The sequence below is a fragment of the Amycolatopsis sp. NPDC088138 genome (genome assembly GCF_044741685.1).
Classification (GTDB): Bacteria; Actinomycetota; Actinomycetes; order Mycobacteriales; family Pseudonocardiaceae; genus Amycolatopsis.
Map to the genome: position 1 here is coordinate 204764 of NZ_JBIUTB010000008.1, position 17907 is coordinate 222670.

Annotated in this window: 10 protein-coding genes; 5 read left to right on the forward strand and 5 right to left on the reverse strand. The window is 75.0% G+C overall.

Annotated features, from left to right (window positions below):
• Positions 1-439: 439 nt before the first annotated feature.
• Positions 440-3190: an AAA family ATPase gene (locus tag ACIOD2_RS41995; protein ID WP_400550961.1), complete on the forward strand. Its 2751-nt coding sequence runs from the start codon at positions 440-442 to the stop codon at positions 3188-3190.
• 9 nt (positions 3191-3199) lie between these two features.
• Positions 3200-5935, forward strand: coding sequence for an AAA family ATPase (locus tag ACIOD2_RS42000; protein WP_400550962.1), 2736 nt, complete (start codon positions 3200-3202; stop codon positions 5933-5935).
• An 11-nt stretch (positions 5936-5946) separates the two neighbouring features.
• On the opposite strand, the gene ACIOD2_RS42005 is transcribed toward ACIOD2_RS42000, so the two are convergent.
• A complete protein-coding gene (locus ACIOD2_RS42005; protein WP_400550963.1) occupies positions 5947-8679 on the reverse strand; it encodes a LuxR C-terminal-related transcriptional regulator in 2733 nt (910 codons plus the stop codon).
• Between the two features lie 184 nt (positions 8680-8863).
• Between ACIOD2_RS42005 and ACIOD2_RS42010 the strand changes: the two genes are divergently transcribed.
• Genes ACIOD2_RS42010 through ACIOD2_RS42020 form a run of 3 tightly spaced genes read left to right on the forward strand, consistent with a single transcriptional unit; the run spans position 8864 to position 12144 of the window.
• Positions 8864-9382 (forward strand): ATP-binding protein, encoded by a 519-nt coding sequence (locus ACIOD2_RS42010; RefSeq protein WP_400550964.1) that lies wholly within the window; start codon positions 8864-8866, stop codon positions 9380-9382.
• Positions 9354-11633 carry a LuxR C-terminal-related transcriptional regulator gene (locus ACIOD2_RS42015; RefSeq protein WP_400550965.1) on the forward strand — a complete coding sequence of 760 codons (2280 nt, stop codon included), beginning with the start codon at positions 9354-9356 and terminating at the stop codon, positions 11631-11633. Before ACIOD2_RS42010 ends, ACIOD2_RS42015 begins: the two co-directional genes overlap by 29 nt.
• Before the next feature lie 10 nt (positions 11634-11643).
• Positions 11644-12144 (forward strand): GNAT family N-acetyltransferase, encoded by a 501-nt coding sequence (locus ACIOD2_RS42020; protein WP_400550966.1) that lies wholly within the window; start codon positions 11644-11646, stop codon positions 12142-12144.
• Between the two features lie 48 nt (positions 12145-12192).
• On the opposite strand, the gene ACIOD2_RS42025 is transcribed toward ACIOD2_RS42020, so the two are convergent.
• From ACIOD2_RS42025 to ACIOD2_RS42040, 4 genes are read right to left on the reverse strand one after another with little or no spacing between them, the layout of a single operon-like run.
• Entirely contained in the window at positions 12193-13710 is a 1518-nt protein-coding gene (locus tag ACIOD2_RS42025; protein WP_400551614.1) for an MFS transporter, read from the reverse strand.
• A gap of 23 nt (positions 13711-13733) precedes the next feature.
• Positions 13734-14666 carry an ACP S-malonyltransferase gene (locus ACIOD2_RS42030; protein WP_400550967.1) on the reverse strand — a complete coding sequence of 311 codons (933 nt, stop codon included), beginning with the start codon at positions 14664-14666 and terminating at the stop codon, positions 13734-13736.
• A 14-nt stretch (positions 14667-14680) separates the two neighbouring features.
• Complete coding sequence (locus ACIOD2_RS42035) at positions 14681-16093, reverse strand: class I adenylate-forming enzyme family protein (protein ID WP_400550968.1); 1413 nt, start codon at positions 16091-16093, stop codon at positions 14681-14683.
• Between the two features lie 19 nt (positions 16094-16112).
• On the reverse strand, positions 16113-17801 hold the full coding sequence (locus ACIOD2_RS42040; protein WP_400550969.1) for a flavin monoamine oxidase family protein: 1689 nt from the start codon (positions 17799-17801) through the stop codon (positions 16113-16115).
• Between the last annotated feature and the right edge of the window lie 106 nt (positions 17802-17907).

The following is a 17907-nucleotide window of genomic DNA, read 5'->3' on the forward strand; positions in this document are numbered from 1 at the left end:
TGGCAGTGGAAGAGGTTGCCGTCGGAGGGCTCGCTCTCGGTGGAGGCTCGGCGAACGCGGTTCGGCGGCTCGCTGTGCCGGGTGAGGTGCCTTGTGTTCGGCGGCGCAGGTGGGCTTGCGTTGCTCGGCGCCCCGCGGAGGTGGCTCGTGGGTGGAGGCGCGGGTCGGTTTGTGTGGCAGTGGAAGAGGTTGCCGTCGGAGGGCTCGCTCTCGGTGGAGGCTCGGCGAACGCGGTTCGGCGGCTCGCTGTGCCGGGTGAGGTGCCTTGTGTCCGGCGGCGCAGGTGGGCTTGCGTTGCTCGGCGCCCCGCCGAGCCGACTCGTGGGCGGAAGCGCGAAGCATTTTACCTTGTGGGTGAACAGGTTCCGGTCGAAGAGTCCGCCCCAAGCCGGTTGTTCCCGCGGCAGAACGGGTTTCCCCGCATTCCCGGGGGTGCACGGTGAGCGCCGTGCGGCGGATCGAGGCCGAAGGCGGTGAGCAGCTCGTCGAACGGGAAACCGAGCTGCGGCTGCTCACCAGCCTCCTCGCGGACCTCGAGCGCGGCCGCGCCGGGTCGGCTCTTGTCCTCGGGCCCGCCGGGAGCGGGCGGACCGCGCTGCTCGGCGAAATCGCCGCGCGGGCCGCCGAACGAGGGCTGCAGGTGTTCGCCGCCCGGGGGTCGGCCACTGAGGCCGACCTGCCTTACGGCCTGCTCTCCCAGCTGCTCACCCCGGTGCCGGAGCTCGCGGACCTCCCGTGGCTGCGCGCCGCGCTCGAAGGCGGGCCCGACGTGCCCGTGCTGCACGAACTGCTCTGCCAGCGGCTCCTGGAATCGGCGCGGCGGCGGCCGGTGCTGCTCGTCGTCGACGATCTCACTCTCGCCGACGAGGAGTCCGCTGCCTGGCTGGCCGCGCTGCAACGGCGTCGCGGGCACGATCCCGTGCTGCTGCTCGCCGCCCACTCCGGGCCCGCCGGCTCCGACGGCGAGGAGCCGGTGGGTGGCCTGCCCTGGGAGAACCGGCACGTCGTGCGGCTGCGCCCGCTGAGCGAGGCCGCTGTCCGCCGGGTGGTGCACGCCGGGCCGGCACCGCGCCCGCCCGTCACCGAGGTGTACGAGGCCACCCGCGGCAACCCCGCGCTGCTGACCGAGGTGCTCGCCCGCGCGGCCGCCGGTCCCGGGCCGGAGATCGACGCGATCACCGCGGACGTCCGGCGTGACGTCGTGCTGGACCTGCTCGCCCGGCTGCCGGCCGACCTCGCCGCGCTGGTGCGGACGATCGCCGCGGTCGGCACCCTCGACGAGGCCTGCCTGCGGCCGCTCGCCGGCCCGCTCGGCATGCCGCTGAGCCGCGCGTTGCGCGTGCTGGCCGACTCCGGCCTGGTCGGCACCGACCCCGCCGAGCCGATGAACCCCCAGGTCGCCACCTGGGTGCTGGCCGTGACCGGCCCGGCCGAGCGGGCCGCGACGCGCCGCCGCGCCGCCGAGCTCGGGCACCGCCGGGCCGCTCCCGAAGAGGACGTCGCCGGGCTGCTGCTCGGCTCGGAGCCGGTCGGCGAGGCCTGGGCGCTGGAGACGTTGCGCGCGGCCGCGTTGCGCCGCCGCGAAGCCGGGGACCACGCCGGTGCGGCGCGCTACTACCGCCGGGCGCTGGCCGAGCCGGTGCCGGCCGGGACGTCGGCGCGGCTGCGTCTCGAGCTCGAGACGGTCGAGGCGTCGTCGTGCCACTTCACCGGCGACCTGCGGCTGGCCCGCGCGACCCGGGTGTCGGCCGACGGCGAGTCCGTCCGAACGCGACTGTCCGCAGTGGACCTGATGATGCAGCGGGGTGCCAAGGACGACGCGCTGCGCGAGCTGGCCGGGCTGAGCGGCGCGGGGCTCGGCGACCGCGACCGCGCGGACCTCGCGGCGCTGCACTGGCTGGCCGAAGGGACCGGCAGCGGCGCCGCCACCCTCGGCGTTCCGGCCGTCGCGGACGTCGATCCGGGCGCCATGAGCCCGGCGCAGGCGGCCGCGGCGTCGTGGCTGACGACGATGGCCTGCCGGGACGCCAAGGCGGCCCGGCGCCTGGCCCGCCGGGCCTGCGAGTCGCCGCACGAGCGGATTTCCCTGTACTCGCCGAGACTCGCGCTGGCCGCCACCCTCGCCCAGACCGACGACGTCCTGGAGGCCCTTTCCGTCTACGACGGGGTGATGGCCGACGCCAGCGCGGCCGGGGCCCGGGTCCCCGTCGCGCTGGCGCTGACCGGCCGCGCCTGGATCCACTTGCAGCGCGGCCGCGTCCAGGACGCCGAAGAGGCGCTGGCCGAGGCCACCGCGGCCGGTCCGCCGGGTGGCTGGCCGCCGACCGTGGCCGGTTCGCTCAGCACCGTCGCGATCGCCGCCGCGCTCACCCGCGGGGACCTCGCGGCCGCCCAGCGCGCCGTCGACGCGGCGGCCGCCGACGGCAGCCTGCGGTTCTCCTCGCCGTACCTGCTGTTCATGCGCGGGCTCCTGGAGCTCGACCTGAAACGCCACCAGCGCGCGCTGGGCCTGTTCCAGGAGTGCGGCCGGCGGATGAACGCCGTCGGCTGGACGAACCCCGGCCTGGTGCCGTGGCGCTCGCACGTCGCGATCGCGGCCCAGGCACTGGGCGACGAGCACACCGCCGCCGCGATGATCAGCGAGGAGTGGCAGCTGGCGCAGGCCTGGGGCACGCGCACCGCGATCGGGCGGACCCACCTGGGCGCCGGGGTCGCGGTCCGGTCCGAGGACGCGGTGTTCCGGCTGACCCAGGCGGTCAACGCGCTCCAGCAGTCCCCGGCCCGCGTCCTCTACGTCGAGGCGCAGCTGCTGCTCGCCGCCGCGCAGCTCAACCGCGGCCAGACCGGTGGCGTCGCGCGCCTGCTGCGCGAGGCCGAGCGGCTGGCCACGGCCTACCAGCTCGGCTGGGCGACCGCCCGCCTCGCCGACCTGGGCAAACGCCTTTCCGAACGGCCGAAGCCGCTGACGTCGCACCGCACGGCGTCCCGGCGCTGGCGGGCGCTCTCCCCGAAGGCGGCCGACCTCGTGCGCCGCGTGCTGGCCGACGCGTCCAACGCCGAGCTGGCGGCCGAGCTCGAGATCAGCAAGCGCGCCGTCGAGCTGCGGCTGACCGCGATCTACCGGCAGCTCGAGGTGACCGGGCGGACCGAGCTGCGCGAGCTGTTCGCCGCGCTGGACAAGGAGCTCTGATCCGTCGTCATGATGATCGAGCGCGCGGACCAGCTGGCCGCGCTCGCCGCCGCGGTCGCCCGGGTGCGCGGCGGGGCGGGGGAGTTCGTCGTCGTCCGCGGCGGGCTCGGCACCGGCCGCTCCGCCCTGCTGCACGCGGCGGGTGAAGAGGCCGCGGCGCGCGGTTTGCGTGTCGTGAGGGCGGTCGCGACGCCGCTGGAACGCCAGGTCGCGCACGGCGTCGTCTGGCTGCTGCTGGAACCGCTACTGGAGGCCGGGCGCCGCCGGGAGCTGCCCGCCGAGGTGCGGCCGGACCTCGACCACCCGCCCGCGCCGCCCGACCCGCGGCGCGCGCACCTCGTGCTGCACGAGCTGCTGGAGCTGTTCACAGAGGTCGTCCACGACACCGGCCCGGTGGCGCTGCTCGTCGACGACCTGCAGTGGGCCGACGCGGCGTCGCTGCGGTGGCTCGCCTACCTGGCCAACCGGATGGGCGGGCTGCGGGTCCTCGTCGTGGCGACGCTGCTGGAGGGTGACAACGCCGCGGACGACGTCGTGGTCAAGGACATCGCCCACACCGCGGCGCGCACGGTGCACGCCGCCCCGCTCTCGGCCGCCGGGGTGCGGGCCTACCTGGCCGCGCGCTGCGGTGTCCCGCCCGAGGACGAGTTCGCCGACGCCTGCCACACCCGCACCGGCGGTTCGCCGATGCTGCTGGACGCACTGGTCAACACGATGCTCGGGCACGGCCTGCACCCGATCGCCGCGGCCGCGGCCGATCTCGCCGCGCTGCGGCCGTCACCCGCCGCGGCCCGGCTGGCCCGGTGCCTGCGCGCGCAGCCGGCCGCGGTCGGCGCGGTGGCGAACGCGATGGCCGCGCTCGGCGAGGCGACCGAGGCCGACGTCGTCGCCGAGGTGGCCGGCCTCGACCTGCCGGACTTCGACGCGGTGGCACGGGCGCTGCGACGGCTTGGGCTCGTCGAGGACCCGGCCGGCGGGCTGCTGCGGTTCGCCGGCGCCATGGTCGGCGACCTCGTCGCCGACCAGCTGACCGCGGGGGAGCAGGACCGGCTGCACCTGCGCGCGGCGAACGTCTTCTACCGGTACGGCCGCCCCGTCGAGCAGATCGGGCGGCAGCTGCTGGCGACCGTCGCCGAACCCGAGCCGTGGGCCGCGGAGGTGCTGCGGACCGCGGCCGGTGCCGCGCTGACGAACGCCGAGCCGCGCACCGCGGCGCAGTACCTGCGCCACGCGCTGGCCCACCCGGGCGCCGACCGCGCCGAGCTGCTCGTCGACCTCGCCGCCGTCGAACGCGGGTACGACCTGGCCGCCGCGCACCGGCACCTGCACCAGGCGCTGGGCCTGCTGCGGGACCCGGCGGACCGCGCGTTCGCGCTCGGCCTGCTGCCGGTGGTGACCGGCGCCCGGTTCGCCCCCGACATCCGCCAGGTCCGGCAGGTGCTCGCCCAGCTGCGGAGCGACCCGGAGCCGGACGCGGCCGAAGCGGCGATGCGGCTGGAGGCCCGGCTGCGGTACCTGGAGCGGGGCGTGCCGGGATCGGGGGTCGACGCGGCGAAGCGGCTGGCCGAGCTGGGCGACGCGCCGGCGCACGGGTCGCCGGCCCAGCGGGAGCTGGTGGCGGTCCTGCTGTACCTGGCGACCGTCGCCGACGCCGCGCCGCGGGAGTCCATTGTGGACATCGCGCGGCAGGTGCTGGAGCGGGAACCCGGTTCGCCGAACCAGATGTACACCACGCTGCCGCTGACGGTGCTGGTGCTGGTGGCCGCCGACGCGCTCGAAGGCGTCGAGTCGTGGCTCGCCGCGGCCTGCGGCCCGGCCGCCGACCCGGACCTGCCGACGCTGGTCGCCTGGACGGGACAGGCCGTGGTGGCCGCCGCGTCGGGACAGCTCGGCGTGGCCCGCGAGCGGGCGCAGGCGGTGCTGGCCTCGGCCGGGCCCAGCCGGATCGGCATCACCTCGACGGCGATGCGGGTGCTGGCGGAAATCGCCGTGGAGCAACGGGATCCGGCGCTGGCGCGGCTGGTCGTCGACCACCTGGAGCCGGAGCACGAGCCGTGGCTGCGGTCGCTGGCCCACGGCGCGCTGGCGCTGACCGAGGCCAACCACACGGCCGCGACCGAGTACTTCCTGGACTGCGCGCACCAGCTGGAACGCTCCGGGCGCGTCAACGGCGTCCTGCTGCCCCTGCGCGGCCGCATCGCCCTGCTGCTGGCGGCGACCGACGACCCCGTGCGGGCCGAGGCGGTCGCGCAGGACGAAGCGTCGCGGGCCCTGGCGTGGGGCGCGCCGGCCGCCGTGGGACGCGCCTTGCGGGTCCGTGCGACATTGCTCGACCGCGACGAGGACGCGGTGCCGCTGCTGCGCGAGGCCGTGGAAGCGCTGTCTCGCTCGGGAGACCGGCTCGAACTGGCCCGCACGCTGATCCTGCTCGGCGAACGCGACACCGGCCCGGACGCGCCGGAGAACCTCGAGGAAGGCCGCCGCCTGGCGGCGGCGTGCGGCGCGCACTGGCTGTCCGGGTCCGCCGCGGAACCAGCCGACTCTTCCGACGGCGGCCCGCTGACGGCGACCGAGCAGCGGGTGGTGGAGCTGGCGGTGTCGGGGCGTCGCAACCGGGACATCGCGGAGCTGCTGGAGGTCACGGTGCGGGCGGTGGAGAAGCACCTGACCAGCTCGTACCGCAAGCTGGGCATCACGGGCCGGGCACAACTGGCCGCGGCGATGCGCGGCCACCGCGCGGGCTGACCCCGGGACCGTCAGACCGCCGCCGCGGTGCCCAGGCGGCCCTGCAGCCAGGCCGCCGCCAGCTCCACCCGGGACTGGCAGCCCGTGCGCTCGAACAACGACGTCAACCGCGCCTCGACGCGCTTCTCGCTCACCCTCAGCGCCGCCGCGATCTGGCGGTTCGTGCGGCCGCTCGCGACCAGGCCGGCGATGTGGCGCTCCAGCGGATCGAGCCCGGTGCGGTCCGCCCGGTCCGGCGGGACGGTGATCCGGCGGCGGTCCAGCAGGTCCTCCACCGACGCCAGCGTCGCGACCGCGTCCAGCCGTTTCAGCGTCCGGTGCGCTTCCAGCAGCCACGGCCCGGGCACCGGGCTCAGCTCGCCGAACGCCGCGCACGCCTCGGCGACCCGGAACGCGTCACCGGACTGGCGGGCCAGCTCGACGCCCGCCCGCACCGACTCCAGGTCGCCGCGCGCGAGACCGCCGTACACCAGCGACGCCTCCCGCACCGGCACCGTCGGGCGGCGGACGGCGAGGCCCTCCAGCTCGGCCAGCAACCGGTCCGCGGCCGGCGCGTCGGCCTGCTCCCGCGCGGCCCGCAACAGCCGGCCCAGCAAGCGTTCCAGGCCCGCGCGCGCTCCGCGTTCGCGGCAGGCCACGTAGTCCTGCCAACCGCGTTCCACGGCCTCGGCGTGCTGGCCCGCCGACAGCCGCAGCCGGCACCGGACCCAGGCGACGTAGGCGCCCGCCGACGTCTGGAAAGGCAGCCGCCGCAACCAGTCCGCGGCCCGGTCCGGCTCGTCGCGCTGGGCGCAGATCTCGGCGGCGAGCACACTCGCGAACCGGTGCCGCCGCGGCGGTTCCCACCAGAGGCGCTCACCTTCGAGCCGCCGCGCCAGCGACAGCGCGGTGTCCCATTCGCCGTCGCGGTAGGCCTGCCGGACGGCGTGCCAGCCGGCCGTGAACCCGGTCGACGGCGGCCGGTAGCGCCCAGGCAGCACGACCTGCAGCACGCTCACCGAATCGAGGACGTCGGCGGCTTCGGAGACGTCCTCGCGCGGCGGCACCCCGGCCAGCACCGGCCACGCCGAGTCGAGCCGGGAGCCGTCGCCGGGCAGGGCGCCCAGCAGGATCCCGGCGCCGAGGGAGAGCAGGTCGTCGTCCTCGGCACCGCAGGCGCGCGCGAACTCCGCCACCGCCGACGCGGTGGCCGTCCGGTCGGCCCCGCGGACGGCGTCGAGCAGCGGTCCCGCCTCGGCGACCAGAGCGGCCAGCGGGCGCACGACGTCGAGTTCGACCAGCCGCTGTTCGTGCGCGAGGGCGGCCAGCCAGCACACGAGCGTGGTCGCGGACAGGCGCTCGGTCAGCCGGGCTTCGCCGAGCCGCGGCAGGACGACGGTGGCGAGGGCGTCGGCGAGCACGCCGTACCCGCCGGCCGCGAGGCCGTCCGCGAGCAGGGCCCGCAGCACACCGGGGAATCGCTCGTCCGCCGGTTCGAGCAGCCGCAACGCCGTCACCCGGTAGCGGCAGGCCGTCGGCAGGTCGGTTTCCGCCGAAGCGGCCTCGGCGAGCAGTGCCGCGGCCGCCTCGGCGTCCGGCGGCGACGGCGGCAGCTCGGCCAGGTGCCGGGCGATCTCCGCCGTACCGACGGACGTCCGCCGGGTGATCCCGCGGTGCAGCACGTCGCGCCAGCGCGCCCCGTGCTCCAGCCGCAGGCGGTCGGCCAGCGCCGGCACCGTGAACTCCACCGCGCCTTCGCGGCCGAGGTGCAGGATCCCGGCCCGCACCAGCTCGTCCAGGCCGTGCCCGGCGGCCGGCAGCGTCAGCCCGGCCGACGCCGCGAGGCCGGGCAGCGCGTCGATCGAGGGAGTGTCCCGCTCGCCCAGCACCGCGACGACGGCGGCCAGCCGCCGGGCGGCCGGCCCGAGCCGCCCCAGCCGCAGGGACAGCGGATGACTGGCGGGCAGCACGATCGGCAGCCCGGTGCCGGCCAGGCAGACGTGCTCGTCGACGACCGCGAGCCGGCCGCGGGCCCGCAGGTCGGCGACGGTGGCGCGGACCGTGCCCGGGTTGCCGAACAGCGGGCCGAGCGCGGTGCGCAGCGCCGTGACGAGCCCGGGATCGCTCGTCGTCCGCCCGGCGGGCGTGGTCCAGGACGGCAGCAGCCCGGTCGTCTCGGCTTCGGTCAGCGGCCGGAGCTCGACGGTGCCGTCGGCGATCGCGAGCAGCTTGCGGACGAGCCTGCCGGCCGCGTCCGGGCCGAGCGCGGTCGCGACGGTGACCGTCCCGGACGCTCGGGCGCCTTCGGCGACCAGGGTGAGCACCGCGGCGACGTCCGGCGGGACCAGGTCGAAGTCGTCGAACTGCAGCACGATCCGGCTGCGCGGGGCGAGCGTGGCGAGGACGGTGACCAGGTCGTGGGCCACCGTCAGCGGGCCGCCGCCGGTGCCGGCGTCCAGCCGGGTGCGCAGCCACGCGACGGCGCTGAGCATGCTGACCAGTTCCGTCCGGTCCAGCGCGGTGATCAGCTCGGCCAGCTGGGTCGCCAGCCGGAGCAGGACGGCGCCCGGTTCGGTGCCGGCGGGCACGGGCAGCACGGCGGCGCCGGAGCGGCGGCCGCGCTGGGCCATGGCGGCCAGCGCCGTGCTGCGGCCGCTGCCGGCCGGACCCTGCACGACCCAGACCGCGCCGGGGCCGGAAAGGAGCCGGTCGAGGGCCGCGTGGGCGTCGTCCGGTCCGGCGTTCGAGACGGCCGTCGCTCCCATTTCCCTCCTCGCGCCGGCACGGGCGGCGGATCACATCCCCTCACCCCGAGCGTGGCGGCGGGTGTCCGCTTCGTCCAGCGGGCCCCCGGCGGCCGGTCACCTTCAGGCATCGTTGTTGCCCCGGCACACCCGGTCGAGCGATCGGGAGAAACAGCGCGTGTGCGAGAGCTGGTCCACTGGGGCCATGGGCGCTGGGAGCGGGCTGCGGGCGGACGCCCGCGCCGAAGAGGTCGGGGTCCTGCGGGACGACGCGTGGCTCGGCACCGCACCGCTGACGGTGGTCGCGGGCGAGCCCGGCAGCGGGCGCAGCACGGTGCTCGACCGGCTGGCCGGGGAGCTGGCCGGGTCCGCGACCGTGCTCGTCCTGCGGCTGGCCGAGCTCGACCGCGAACTGCCGTACGGGGCGGTGTTCCGGCTGCTCAACCAGCTCGAGCCGGGCCGGGCGGACGACCCGGCTGGGCAGCCGCTGCGGGCGCTGATCGGGCGGCTCGGCACGGCCCCGCCGCGCAGCCCGGAGACCGCGGCGAGGGTCGCCAAGGCCGTCTTCCCGCTGCTGCGCGCCCGGAGCCCGCTGGTGCTGCTGGTCGACGACGCGCAGTGGATCGACGAAGAAACCGCTTTCCTGCTGGGTTTCCCTGGTGCACCACTGCTCGGGGGACTCGCGGACCAGCGTCGTGGCCACCCTGCGGATCGGCGCCGGTGACGACCTGCCCGGCGGCGCCGCCCTGCGCGCGACGTTCGCCCGGCTGCAGGCCGAAGGCCGCGCCCGGCTGCGGCTGCTGCGGCCGCTTTCCCTGGCCCAGTCCCGGTCCCTGCTGGCCGGGCTGGTCTCGGCCCGGCCGAACGCCGAGCTGACCGGCGAGCTGCACGCGGCGGCCCGGGGCAATCCGGCCGCGCTGACCGCGCTCGTCCGCGGCTACCGCGCGGCCGGGGCGATGCGGATCGTGGACCGCACGGCCTACCGCGCGGGCTGGGTCGAGCCGCCGGTGGCCACCGCGGACCACCCGCTGCTGCGGGCGGTGACCGAGGCCGGCGACGGCGTCCGCGAGGTGGCCGAGGCGATGGCGGTGCTCGCCCCGCTCGGCGCCGACGCGCCCGCGCTGGCCGCGTCCGCCCTCGGCCGGGACGAGGCCGTGGTCGCCTCGGCCCTCGACCGGCTCGTCGCGCGGCGCGCCCTGGTGCGGCGGCGCGACCACGGCGTCCGGTTCCGCGTCCCGGCCGTCCGCGACGCCCTGCTGTCCCGGCTCGGGCCCTACGCCTGGCGCAGCCTGGCCGCGCGGGCGGTCCACGCCGTGTGGGACGGCGAAGTCGTCGCCCCCGACGACGACTTCGTGCTCGACCGCGTCGCGCAGGCCGGGGCCCTCGTCGACGCCCGGCGCGCGGCGAAGGAGCTGCTGGAGCATGGCCGCCGCGTCCTGCTCACCGACGGCGCCAAGGCGGAACGCTGGCTCAGCGCGGCGGTGTCCCGCGTGACGACGCCGGAGGAGCGCGCGGGCGCGTTGCTGCTGCTCAGCGGAGCGAGGGCGCTGCACCTGCGGCAGGCCGAGGCGGGGGAGTGCGCCCGGCAGGTGCTGCGCGACCACGTCGCGCACCTGTCGCCCGCCCAGGCGCAGGAGCTGTCGATCGTGTTCATCACCGGGCTCACCGCCCGCGGGGAGCTCGGCGAGCTGGCCGAGATCGCCGCCGGGGTGTCCCCGGTGCTGCCGGACGACCCGGGGCTGGCGGTGATCAACCGCGCGTTCGCGCTGATGATGAGCGGGCACTGGCCCGAGGCGCGCGGGCTCCTGGAGAGCGAGCGCGAGGTCTGGAGCGGCGGCAACACCGTGACCGCGGACTTCGGCACGATGTTCCTGGCCGGCTGCGGGGTCGTGCTCGGCGACTCGTCCCAGTTGTTCGCGCTGGTGGCGCACCCGGAGCTGTGGCGGTCGGGGCACCTGCCGAACCACCGGTTCGAGCAGCGCCGGTTCGAGGTGGACATGCTGCTGCAGCTGGGGGAGCTGCAGCACACGCAACGGCGGATGCTCGACGCCGGTGTCACCGTCGAGCAGCTGAGCGGCCCGGACCGGTTCGCGCTGAGCTACCTCGGCGGCGACTGGCCGGAGGCGATGGAGCTGGCCCGCCGGACGCTGCTGGAGGGCACCGATCCCGCGCGGCCGATGCACAACATGATGATGCACGGCGCGATCCGGATCCTCGGCGCGCAGGGCTGGCTGGCGCGGGCCCGGTCGCTGGCCGCCGAGGGGCGGGACCTGCCGATGTCCCACGTCGTCGACCACGCGGAGTTCACCGTGCTGCGCAAGCTCGGCGACGACGAGGGCGCCGACGGGCTGCTGTTCTCGGCCGCGCGCAGCGCCGACCGCGGCGGCTACCTCCTGGGCACCGAAGACCTGTGGGCCGACCTGGCGCGCTCGGCGTTGCTGCGGAAGAACCGGCGCGAGGCGGAGCACTGGGTCAACCGCTCGGCGCGCACGGCGATGCGGCTCGACACCGCCCGCGCGCACCTGTGCCACCACCTGGCCCGCGCGGCGGTCTACCGAGACCCGGCCGCCGCCCGCCGCGCGGTCGCGATCGCCCGTGAGCGCCGCGACGTCCCGTACGAGACGGCGATGGCGTTCCTGTGGGCCGGCCTCGCCGGGCACGAGCCGGAGCGGTCGTGGACCGAGGCCTACGAGCTCTACGGCGAGGTGGGCGCGTGGTTCTGGCGGGCCCGGCTGCGGAAGCTGTTGCGGGACAACGGATTCCCTGGCCCGGGTCGCGCGGAGACGACGTCGGAGAACGAGCGGCTGCTGGCGATCCTGGTCGCGGAGGGGCTGACGAACCGGCAGCTGGCCAAGGTGCTGGACGCGAGCGAGAAGAGCGTGGAAGGCCGGTTGACCCGCATGTTCTCCCGGATCGGCTACGGCTCCCGCGTGGAACTGGCGGCCGCGATCCTGACCGGGGAGTACCTGTCGTAGGTTGCCGGACATGACCGAACCCGGCTGGCCACCCGCCCCGATCCGGACCGAGCGGCTGGTGCTGCGCGAATCGGAGGCCCGCGACCGCGCGGGGTTGATCGAGCTCTTTTCCTCACCGGAGGTGGGCACCTACATCGGCGGCCCCCAGTCGCGTGAAGAGCTGGAACGCACGGTCGCCGAGACACCCGGCCGCCGGTTCGGCCTGTTCGTGGTGGAGCGGGACGGCTCGGCCATCGGCGTGATCACCCTCGACCGGCCCGAGGACGTGCGTCAGCTCGGCTACCTGTTCCTGCCGACGGCCTGGGGACACGGCTACGCCACGGAAGCGTGCGCGGCGGTCCTCGACTGGTTCGCCACCGCCTGCCCCGGCGAGCCCATGACCGTGGTGACCCAGACGGCCAACAAGGCGTCGATGCGCCTGCTGGAGAAGCTGGGCTTCACCGAGGTGGAGCGCTTCGAGGCCTACGGCGCCGAGCAATGGTCCGGCCGCTGGTCCCGTCCCAAGCCGTGAATGGCCCATTGAGGGACTCTAAGTCCCTCAATGGGCCATTCACGGACTTCAGGTGCGCGCCTCGGCGGCGGGGTCGGGGTCGGGGGCCGGGACGTCCGTCTCGATCACCTTTGGCACCCCGCGCAGGCTGCGCAACGCGACCACCGCCAGGATCGTCATCACCGCCGCGCTGCCCAGCATGCTCGTGCGGATGCCGCCGACGAAGGACTCCTCCGCCGCCAGCCGGACGGCGCTCGCGACCGGTTCCGGGAGGCCCGCCGCGACTGCCGCCGTGGCGCTGAACGACTCGTGGACCTGGGCCGCCAGCGCTGGGGGCACGCCGGGCGGGAGGGCCAGTTCGGCGTGGTAGACCGCCGACAGCACGCTGCCGACCACCGCGATGCCCAGGGAGCCACCCAGTTCGTACGCCGTCGCGGAGATCGCCGCCGCCGCGCCGGCGCGGTCGCGGGGGACTGTGCCGAGGATCGTGTCGCCGGTGACCGTCAGGGTGAGCCCGGCACCCGCGCCGAACGCGACCTGCGCGGCCAGCACCAGCACGTACGGCGAATCCGTGTCCACCCCGCCGAACAGCCCGAACCCCACTGCAGCCAGGGCGAGGCCGCCCGACACCGTCGGCGCGCGACCGAACCGGCGGACCGCCTTGGCCGCCAGGATTCCGCCCGCGACGAGCGCGGCGACCGCGCCCGGCACGAACGCCAGCCCCGAGCGCAGCGGGCTCCAGCCCAGCACGAGCTGGAAGTACTGGCTGCTGATCAGCGCGAACGCCGACATCGTGAACACCGACACCAGGTTCGACCCGACCGACGCCGAGAACCCGCGGCTCCGGAACAGGTCCAGGTCGATCAACGGTTGCGCCAGCCGCCGCTGCCTGCGGGCGAACAGGTACAGCGAGACGCCGCCGACCGCGAACGCACCGAGCACCTCCGGGTACCAGATCCCGGCGTAGAACGCGCCCTTGAGCGCGTACACCACCGCGACCAGCCCGACGATCGACAGCGCCACGCTGAGCGCGTCGAGTCGCAACCGGCCGCCGGAACGGGATTCCGGCACCAGCCGGGCGGCGACGAGGATCAGCACGGCGACCGGGATGTTGACCAGGAACACCGAACCCCACCAGAAGTGGTCCAGCAGCACACCGCCGACGATCGGGCCGATCGCGAACCCGGCCGCCGACACCCCGGCCCCTGCTCCGACGGCCGCCGTTCGTGCCCGTTGCGTCGTGAACACCGCGCGCAGCAGGGAAGTCGTCGACGGCAGCACGGCCGCGCCGGCGACGCCGAGCACCGCGCGGGCGGCGATCAGCAGCTCGGCGGTCGGGGCGTAGGCGGCCAGCAGCGACCCGACGGCGAACGCCGTGACGCCGACGACGAGCACCCGCCGCCGGCCGAACCGGTCGCCGAGGTTGCCCATGGTCACCAGGAGCCCGCCCATGGCGAACCCGTAGACGTCGGCGATCCACAGCAGCTCCTCGGCCGACGCGCCGAGCTGGGTGGTCAGCGCCGGCACGGCCAGGTGCAGCACGGTCATGTCGATCGCGACCATCAGCTGCGCCAGGCAGGACACCATGATCGTGGCGAAGTCGCGGGTCTTCACGCGGCCACCGCCAGCCTCGGCCGGCGCCGCGGTTTCAGCACGTCCTTGACGTCGGCGCGCACCAGGGTGAACGCCGCCTTCAGCCCCGGCAGCCGGTGCAGCAGGTGGTCCGGACCGGCGACGAGTACCCGGCCGACGCCGAGCCGGGCGAACCGGTGGACCAGCTCGGGCAGCCGCACCGCGTCGACCGTCGACTCCAGCAGGAGCGACGCCGCTTCGTCGCCGGTCCGGACCGGCTCTCCGTCCTGATCGGACACGATCGGCAGCGCCGGGTCGGAGAACCCGAAGCTGCCGAAGACTTCTTCCGCGAGCCGGTCGCGCAGCCCGCCGAGCGCCCGGGCGTGCGCCGCGGGCCGCATGGTCGTGAGCGCGTACCCGCCCGCCGCCCGGACCCGCCGGACGAACTCGTCCAAAGTGGACTCGCGCAGCGTCACCAGGTGGACCTCGTCGTCGAACCGCCCGGAACGCTCGTGGTCGATCCCGTCGAGAAGCTCGCCGAGCGCCGGTTCCGGGGTGCGGTAGACGAACTGGCTCACCAGGTCCTGGTGTGCTGTCGTGAAATACGAGCGTTCGACGCGGGCGACGGCGTCGACGAGCCGGACCAGGTCGTCCAGGGCCAGCGCGCCGCCGCGGACGACGGCGGCGCGCTGCCCGAAGCTCGCGCCGCCGACGGCGACCGGGGTCAGGCCGTGCTCGGCCTCGGCCCGCTCGGCCAGCGCCAGCGACGCGAGCACGAAGGCGATCTGGGTGTGCTCGGTGTACTCCTCACCCTCACGGGCGAGCGGGTCCAGCAGGGATCGGCCGAGCGCCCGCTCGGCCACGCCGAGCAGGCGCCGCGCCCGGGGGTCGACGACGAGGAACCGGCCCAGCTCCGCGGCACGGGCCGGGCCCATGCCGGGGAACAGGACGGCGTCCGCAGGATTGTCCACAATGCACACCCAGCTCAGAGTTGCTCGGCGGCGGCGAACTGCTCCAGCCGCTGCCGGTCCGGTTTCCCGTTGCGGTTCAACGGGAACTGGTCGGTGACGAGCACCCGGTTCGGCTGCTCGGCCGGCGCCAGCACCCCGCAGATCCGGTCGCGCCAGTACCGCGGGTCGCGCTGGGCGTCGTCCTGGACGACGAACACGAGGCTCGACCCGCGCCGCTGGTCGGGCAGCGCGACGATCTTCGCCGAGCAGCCTTCCTCGGCCAGCCGGTGCTCGATCACCTCGGGGTGCAGCGTGTGCCCGTTGCGGTGCACCGCCCGCTTGCGCCCGACCAGGAACAGGTTCCCCGACGCGTCGAGGCGGCCGAGGTCGCCGGTGGCGTACCAGCCGCGGTCGGCGGGCACGACCCGCCCGGCGCCGTCGAGGTAACCCTCCATCAGGTCCGGGTCGAGCACGTGCAGCTCGCCGACCTCGCCGGCGGGCAGCACGGTGCCGTCGTCGGCGCGCACTTCCAGGGTCAGTCCGTCGACGATTTGCCCGCAGCCGTAAGGGTTTTCTGTGTTGGCGAAGGCGACGTTGCCCATCTCGGTGCTGCCGTAGCTGTCGAGCAGCGGCATCCCGAACAGCTCCTCGGCCTGCGCCACCAGCGCGGGCTCGAGCGGCGCCGCGCCACTGCACAGCATCCGGACGCGGGAGAACTCGTCCTTGAGCGCCGGGCGCTTGCCGACGATGTTGAACAGGCTGCGGTAGGTCGACGGCGTCGCGTCGACGACCGTCGTCCCGGCCCGCCCGGCCAGGCGCAGGGCCCGGTCGGGGCGCCGGTAGGGTGCGATGACCAGTGAACAGTCGCGCAGCCACGCGATCAGCACCATCGACAGGCCGTACTGGTGGTTGAACGGCAGCAGCGGCAGCAGGACGTCGTCGGCGACGTGGCCGACGAGATCGGCGTTGCGCTCCAGGTTCTTCAGGAACCGCGCGCCGTTCTTCGCGACGCCCTTGGGGACGCCGGTCGAGCCCGACGACCACATGACGAGGCTGTCCGGCAGCTTCTCCCAGACGTCGAAGCGCAGGTGGTCGTCGGCCGGGGTCCGGTCGGCGGCGGCGACCATGATCTCGTAGGTGAACGCCGAGGGCGCGTCCGGTGGCAGCGGCGCGTCGTCGTCGACGACCGCCAGTACGACGCCGGAGGCCGCGATCGTCTCGGCGGTGCGGTCGGCGTGCTCCATGTGGTCGACGAGCACCACCGACGCGCCGGCGTGCATCAGCGCGACGAGGATCGTCAGGTAGGCCAGGGTGTTGTCGGCCTTGAGCAGCACCCGGTCGCCGGAGCCGACACCGCGGTCGCGCAGCACCTCGGCCACGCGCAGGGCGTGCTGTTCGAAGGCTTCACCCCCGGTGACCGCGTCGGGGGAATAGATCTTCGCGAACATGGGAAGTCCTTTCCGCTGGTCAGTCGAGGCTCACCGGGGCGATCTCGTCGAACACGTCGCCGGGGCCGGGGTTGTCCGGATGGGTGCCGCCGCCCAGGTGCTCGACAACGCCCCACACGGCGTTCAGCGCGGTCGTGACCGCGCTCTCGGAGAACCCGGCGATCCACGCGACGTCGTCGCCGGCCAGGAAGAAGCCGCGGTGGCGCTCGGCGGCGTCCCGCTGCATGAACTGGGTGAACAGCCGGCGCTGGTAGCGGTAGCTGCCGGGCAGGCAGGACTTGAAGGCGCCCTTGAAGTGCGGCTGGGTCTCCCAGGTGATCGCGATCGGCGGGCCGATCATGTGCGAGCGGATGTCGACGCCGGGGTAGATCTTGCCCAGCGCGGACAGCATCACGTCGAGCCGCTCGTCCGGGGTCAGCGAGGCGACCTTCAGCGAGTCGTCGTTCCACGTGTAGGACAGCAGCATCGTGCCGGGCTCGTCGGGGCCGTTGTCGATGAGGTAGACCCCGCGCGGCATGCGGTCGGTGAGCGTCGTGCTCATCACGTCCCGCCCGGTCGCCGGGTCCTGGTCGAGCCAGAACGGCCGGTCGGTGATGACGAACAGCTTGGACGCGCCCATGTAGTGCGTGCGCTCCAGGGCGGTCCACACCGGCTGGGGCAGCAGCGAGTCGTCCGCCTTCATGCCCGAGAGCAGGTTCCAGTTCTGCGCGGCGAAGATCGCGGCCGGGTAGGTGCGCACGTCGCGGTCGGCGTCCTCGATGGTGAACCCGCGGCCGGTCCGGTCGATCCGGACGACCGCCGGGTGCGGCTGCCCGCCGTGCAGCGACTCCAGCGACGTCCCGGCCGGCCAGTACTCGAGGCCGTCGGGCTCGTCGGACCACAGGCCGAGCGGCAGCTGCTGGCAGCCGCCGAGGATCCGGTGGTGCTCGTCGCTGGTGTCGGTGCAGATCACCCGCAGGATCTCGAGCGCGGAGTTGGGGAAGTCGGTGTCCCAGCCGCCGCAGCCGAAGCCGACCTGGCCGAAGATCTCGCGGTGCTCGAAGGAGGAGAACAGCGGCGACGACGTCAGGAAGCCGTAGAACGACACGTTGTCGAACTTGGTGACCAGGTGGTTCCACAGCGCCTTGATGGTGCCGACGTCACGGCGCCGGATGGCGTCCTCCATCAGCGACAGGTCGGCCTGCTCCTGCAGCGTTTTCGTCCAGGCGTCGTTGACCTCGCGGTACACCGACGGTAGATCGGCGGACGTGCGGGCCCAGTGGCTCTCGCCGTGCAGGTTGATCACCGTGCTCGGCGACGCCGGCGAGAGCGGGTTCGGGAACGGCGTCGTCTCCAACCCGAGCTTGTTGATGTAGTGGAAGAGCGCGCCGGCGGACGGCGGGAAGCGCATCGCGCCCAGCTCCGCGACGGCGTCCGGGTATCCGGGCAGGCTGACCGAGCGCATCCGCCCGCCGAGCTGCTCGGCCTCGTAGATCACCGGCTTCAGGCCGAGCTTCATCAGCTCGTAGGCGGCCACCATCCCGGACAGGCCGCCGCCGATCACCGCGACCTCGGTGCCGTGCGCGTGCCGGGGCACGCGGCCCAGGCCGGCCGGGTGCCGGATCCAGTCGTCGTAGGCGAACGGGAAGTCGGGACACAGCATGCTCGCCGAACCGGCCTCGGCCGGGAGGCCGGGCAGCGGGCGTTCTTCGACGGGAGACATGGTCATCGGCGTTACCTCCGGCACTAGTTCTGGCGTCGCGCAGGCGGCCCCCGGCCGGCACGGCGGACGCCCGGGAGGAGCGCCCTTACGCTGTCGCCGGTGCGTCCCGGCA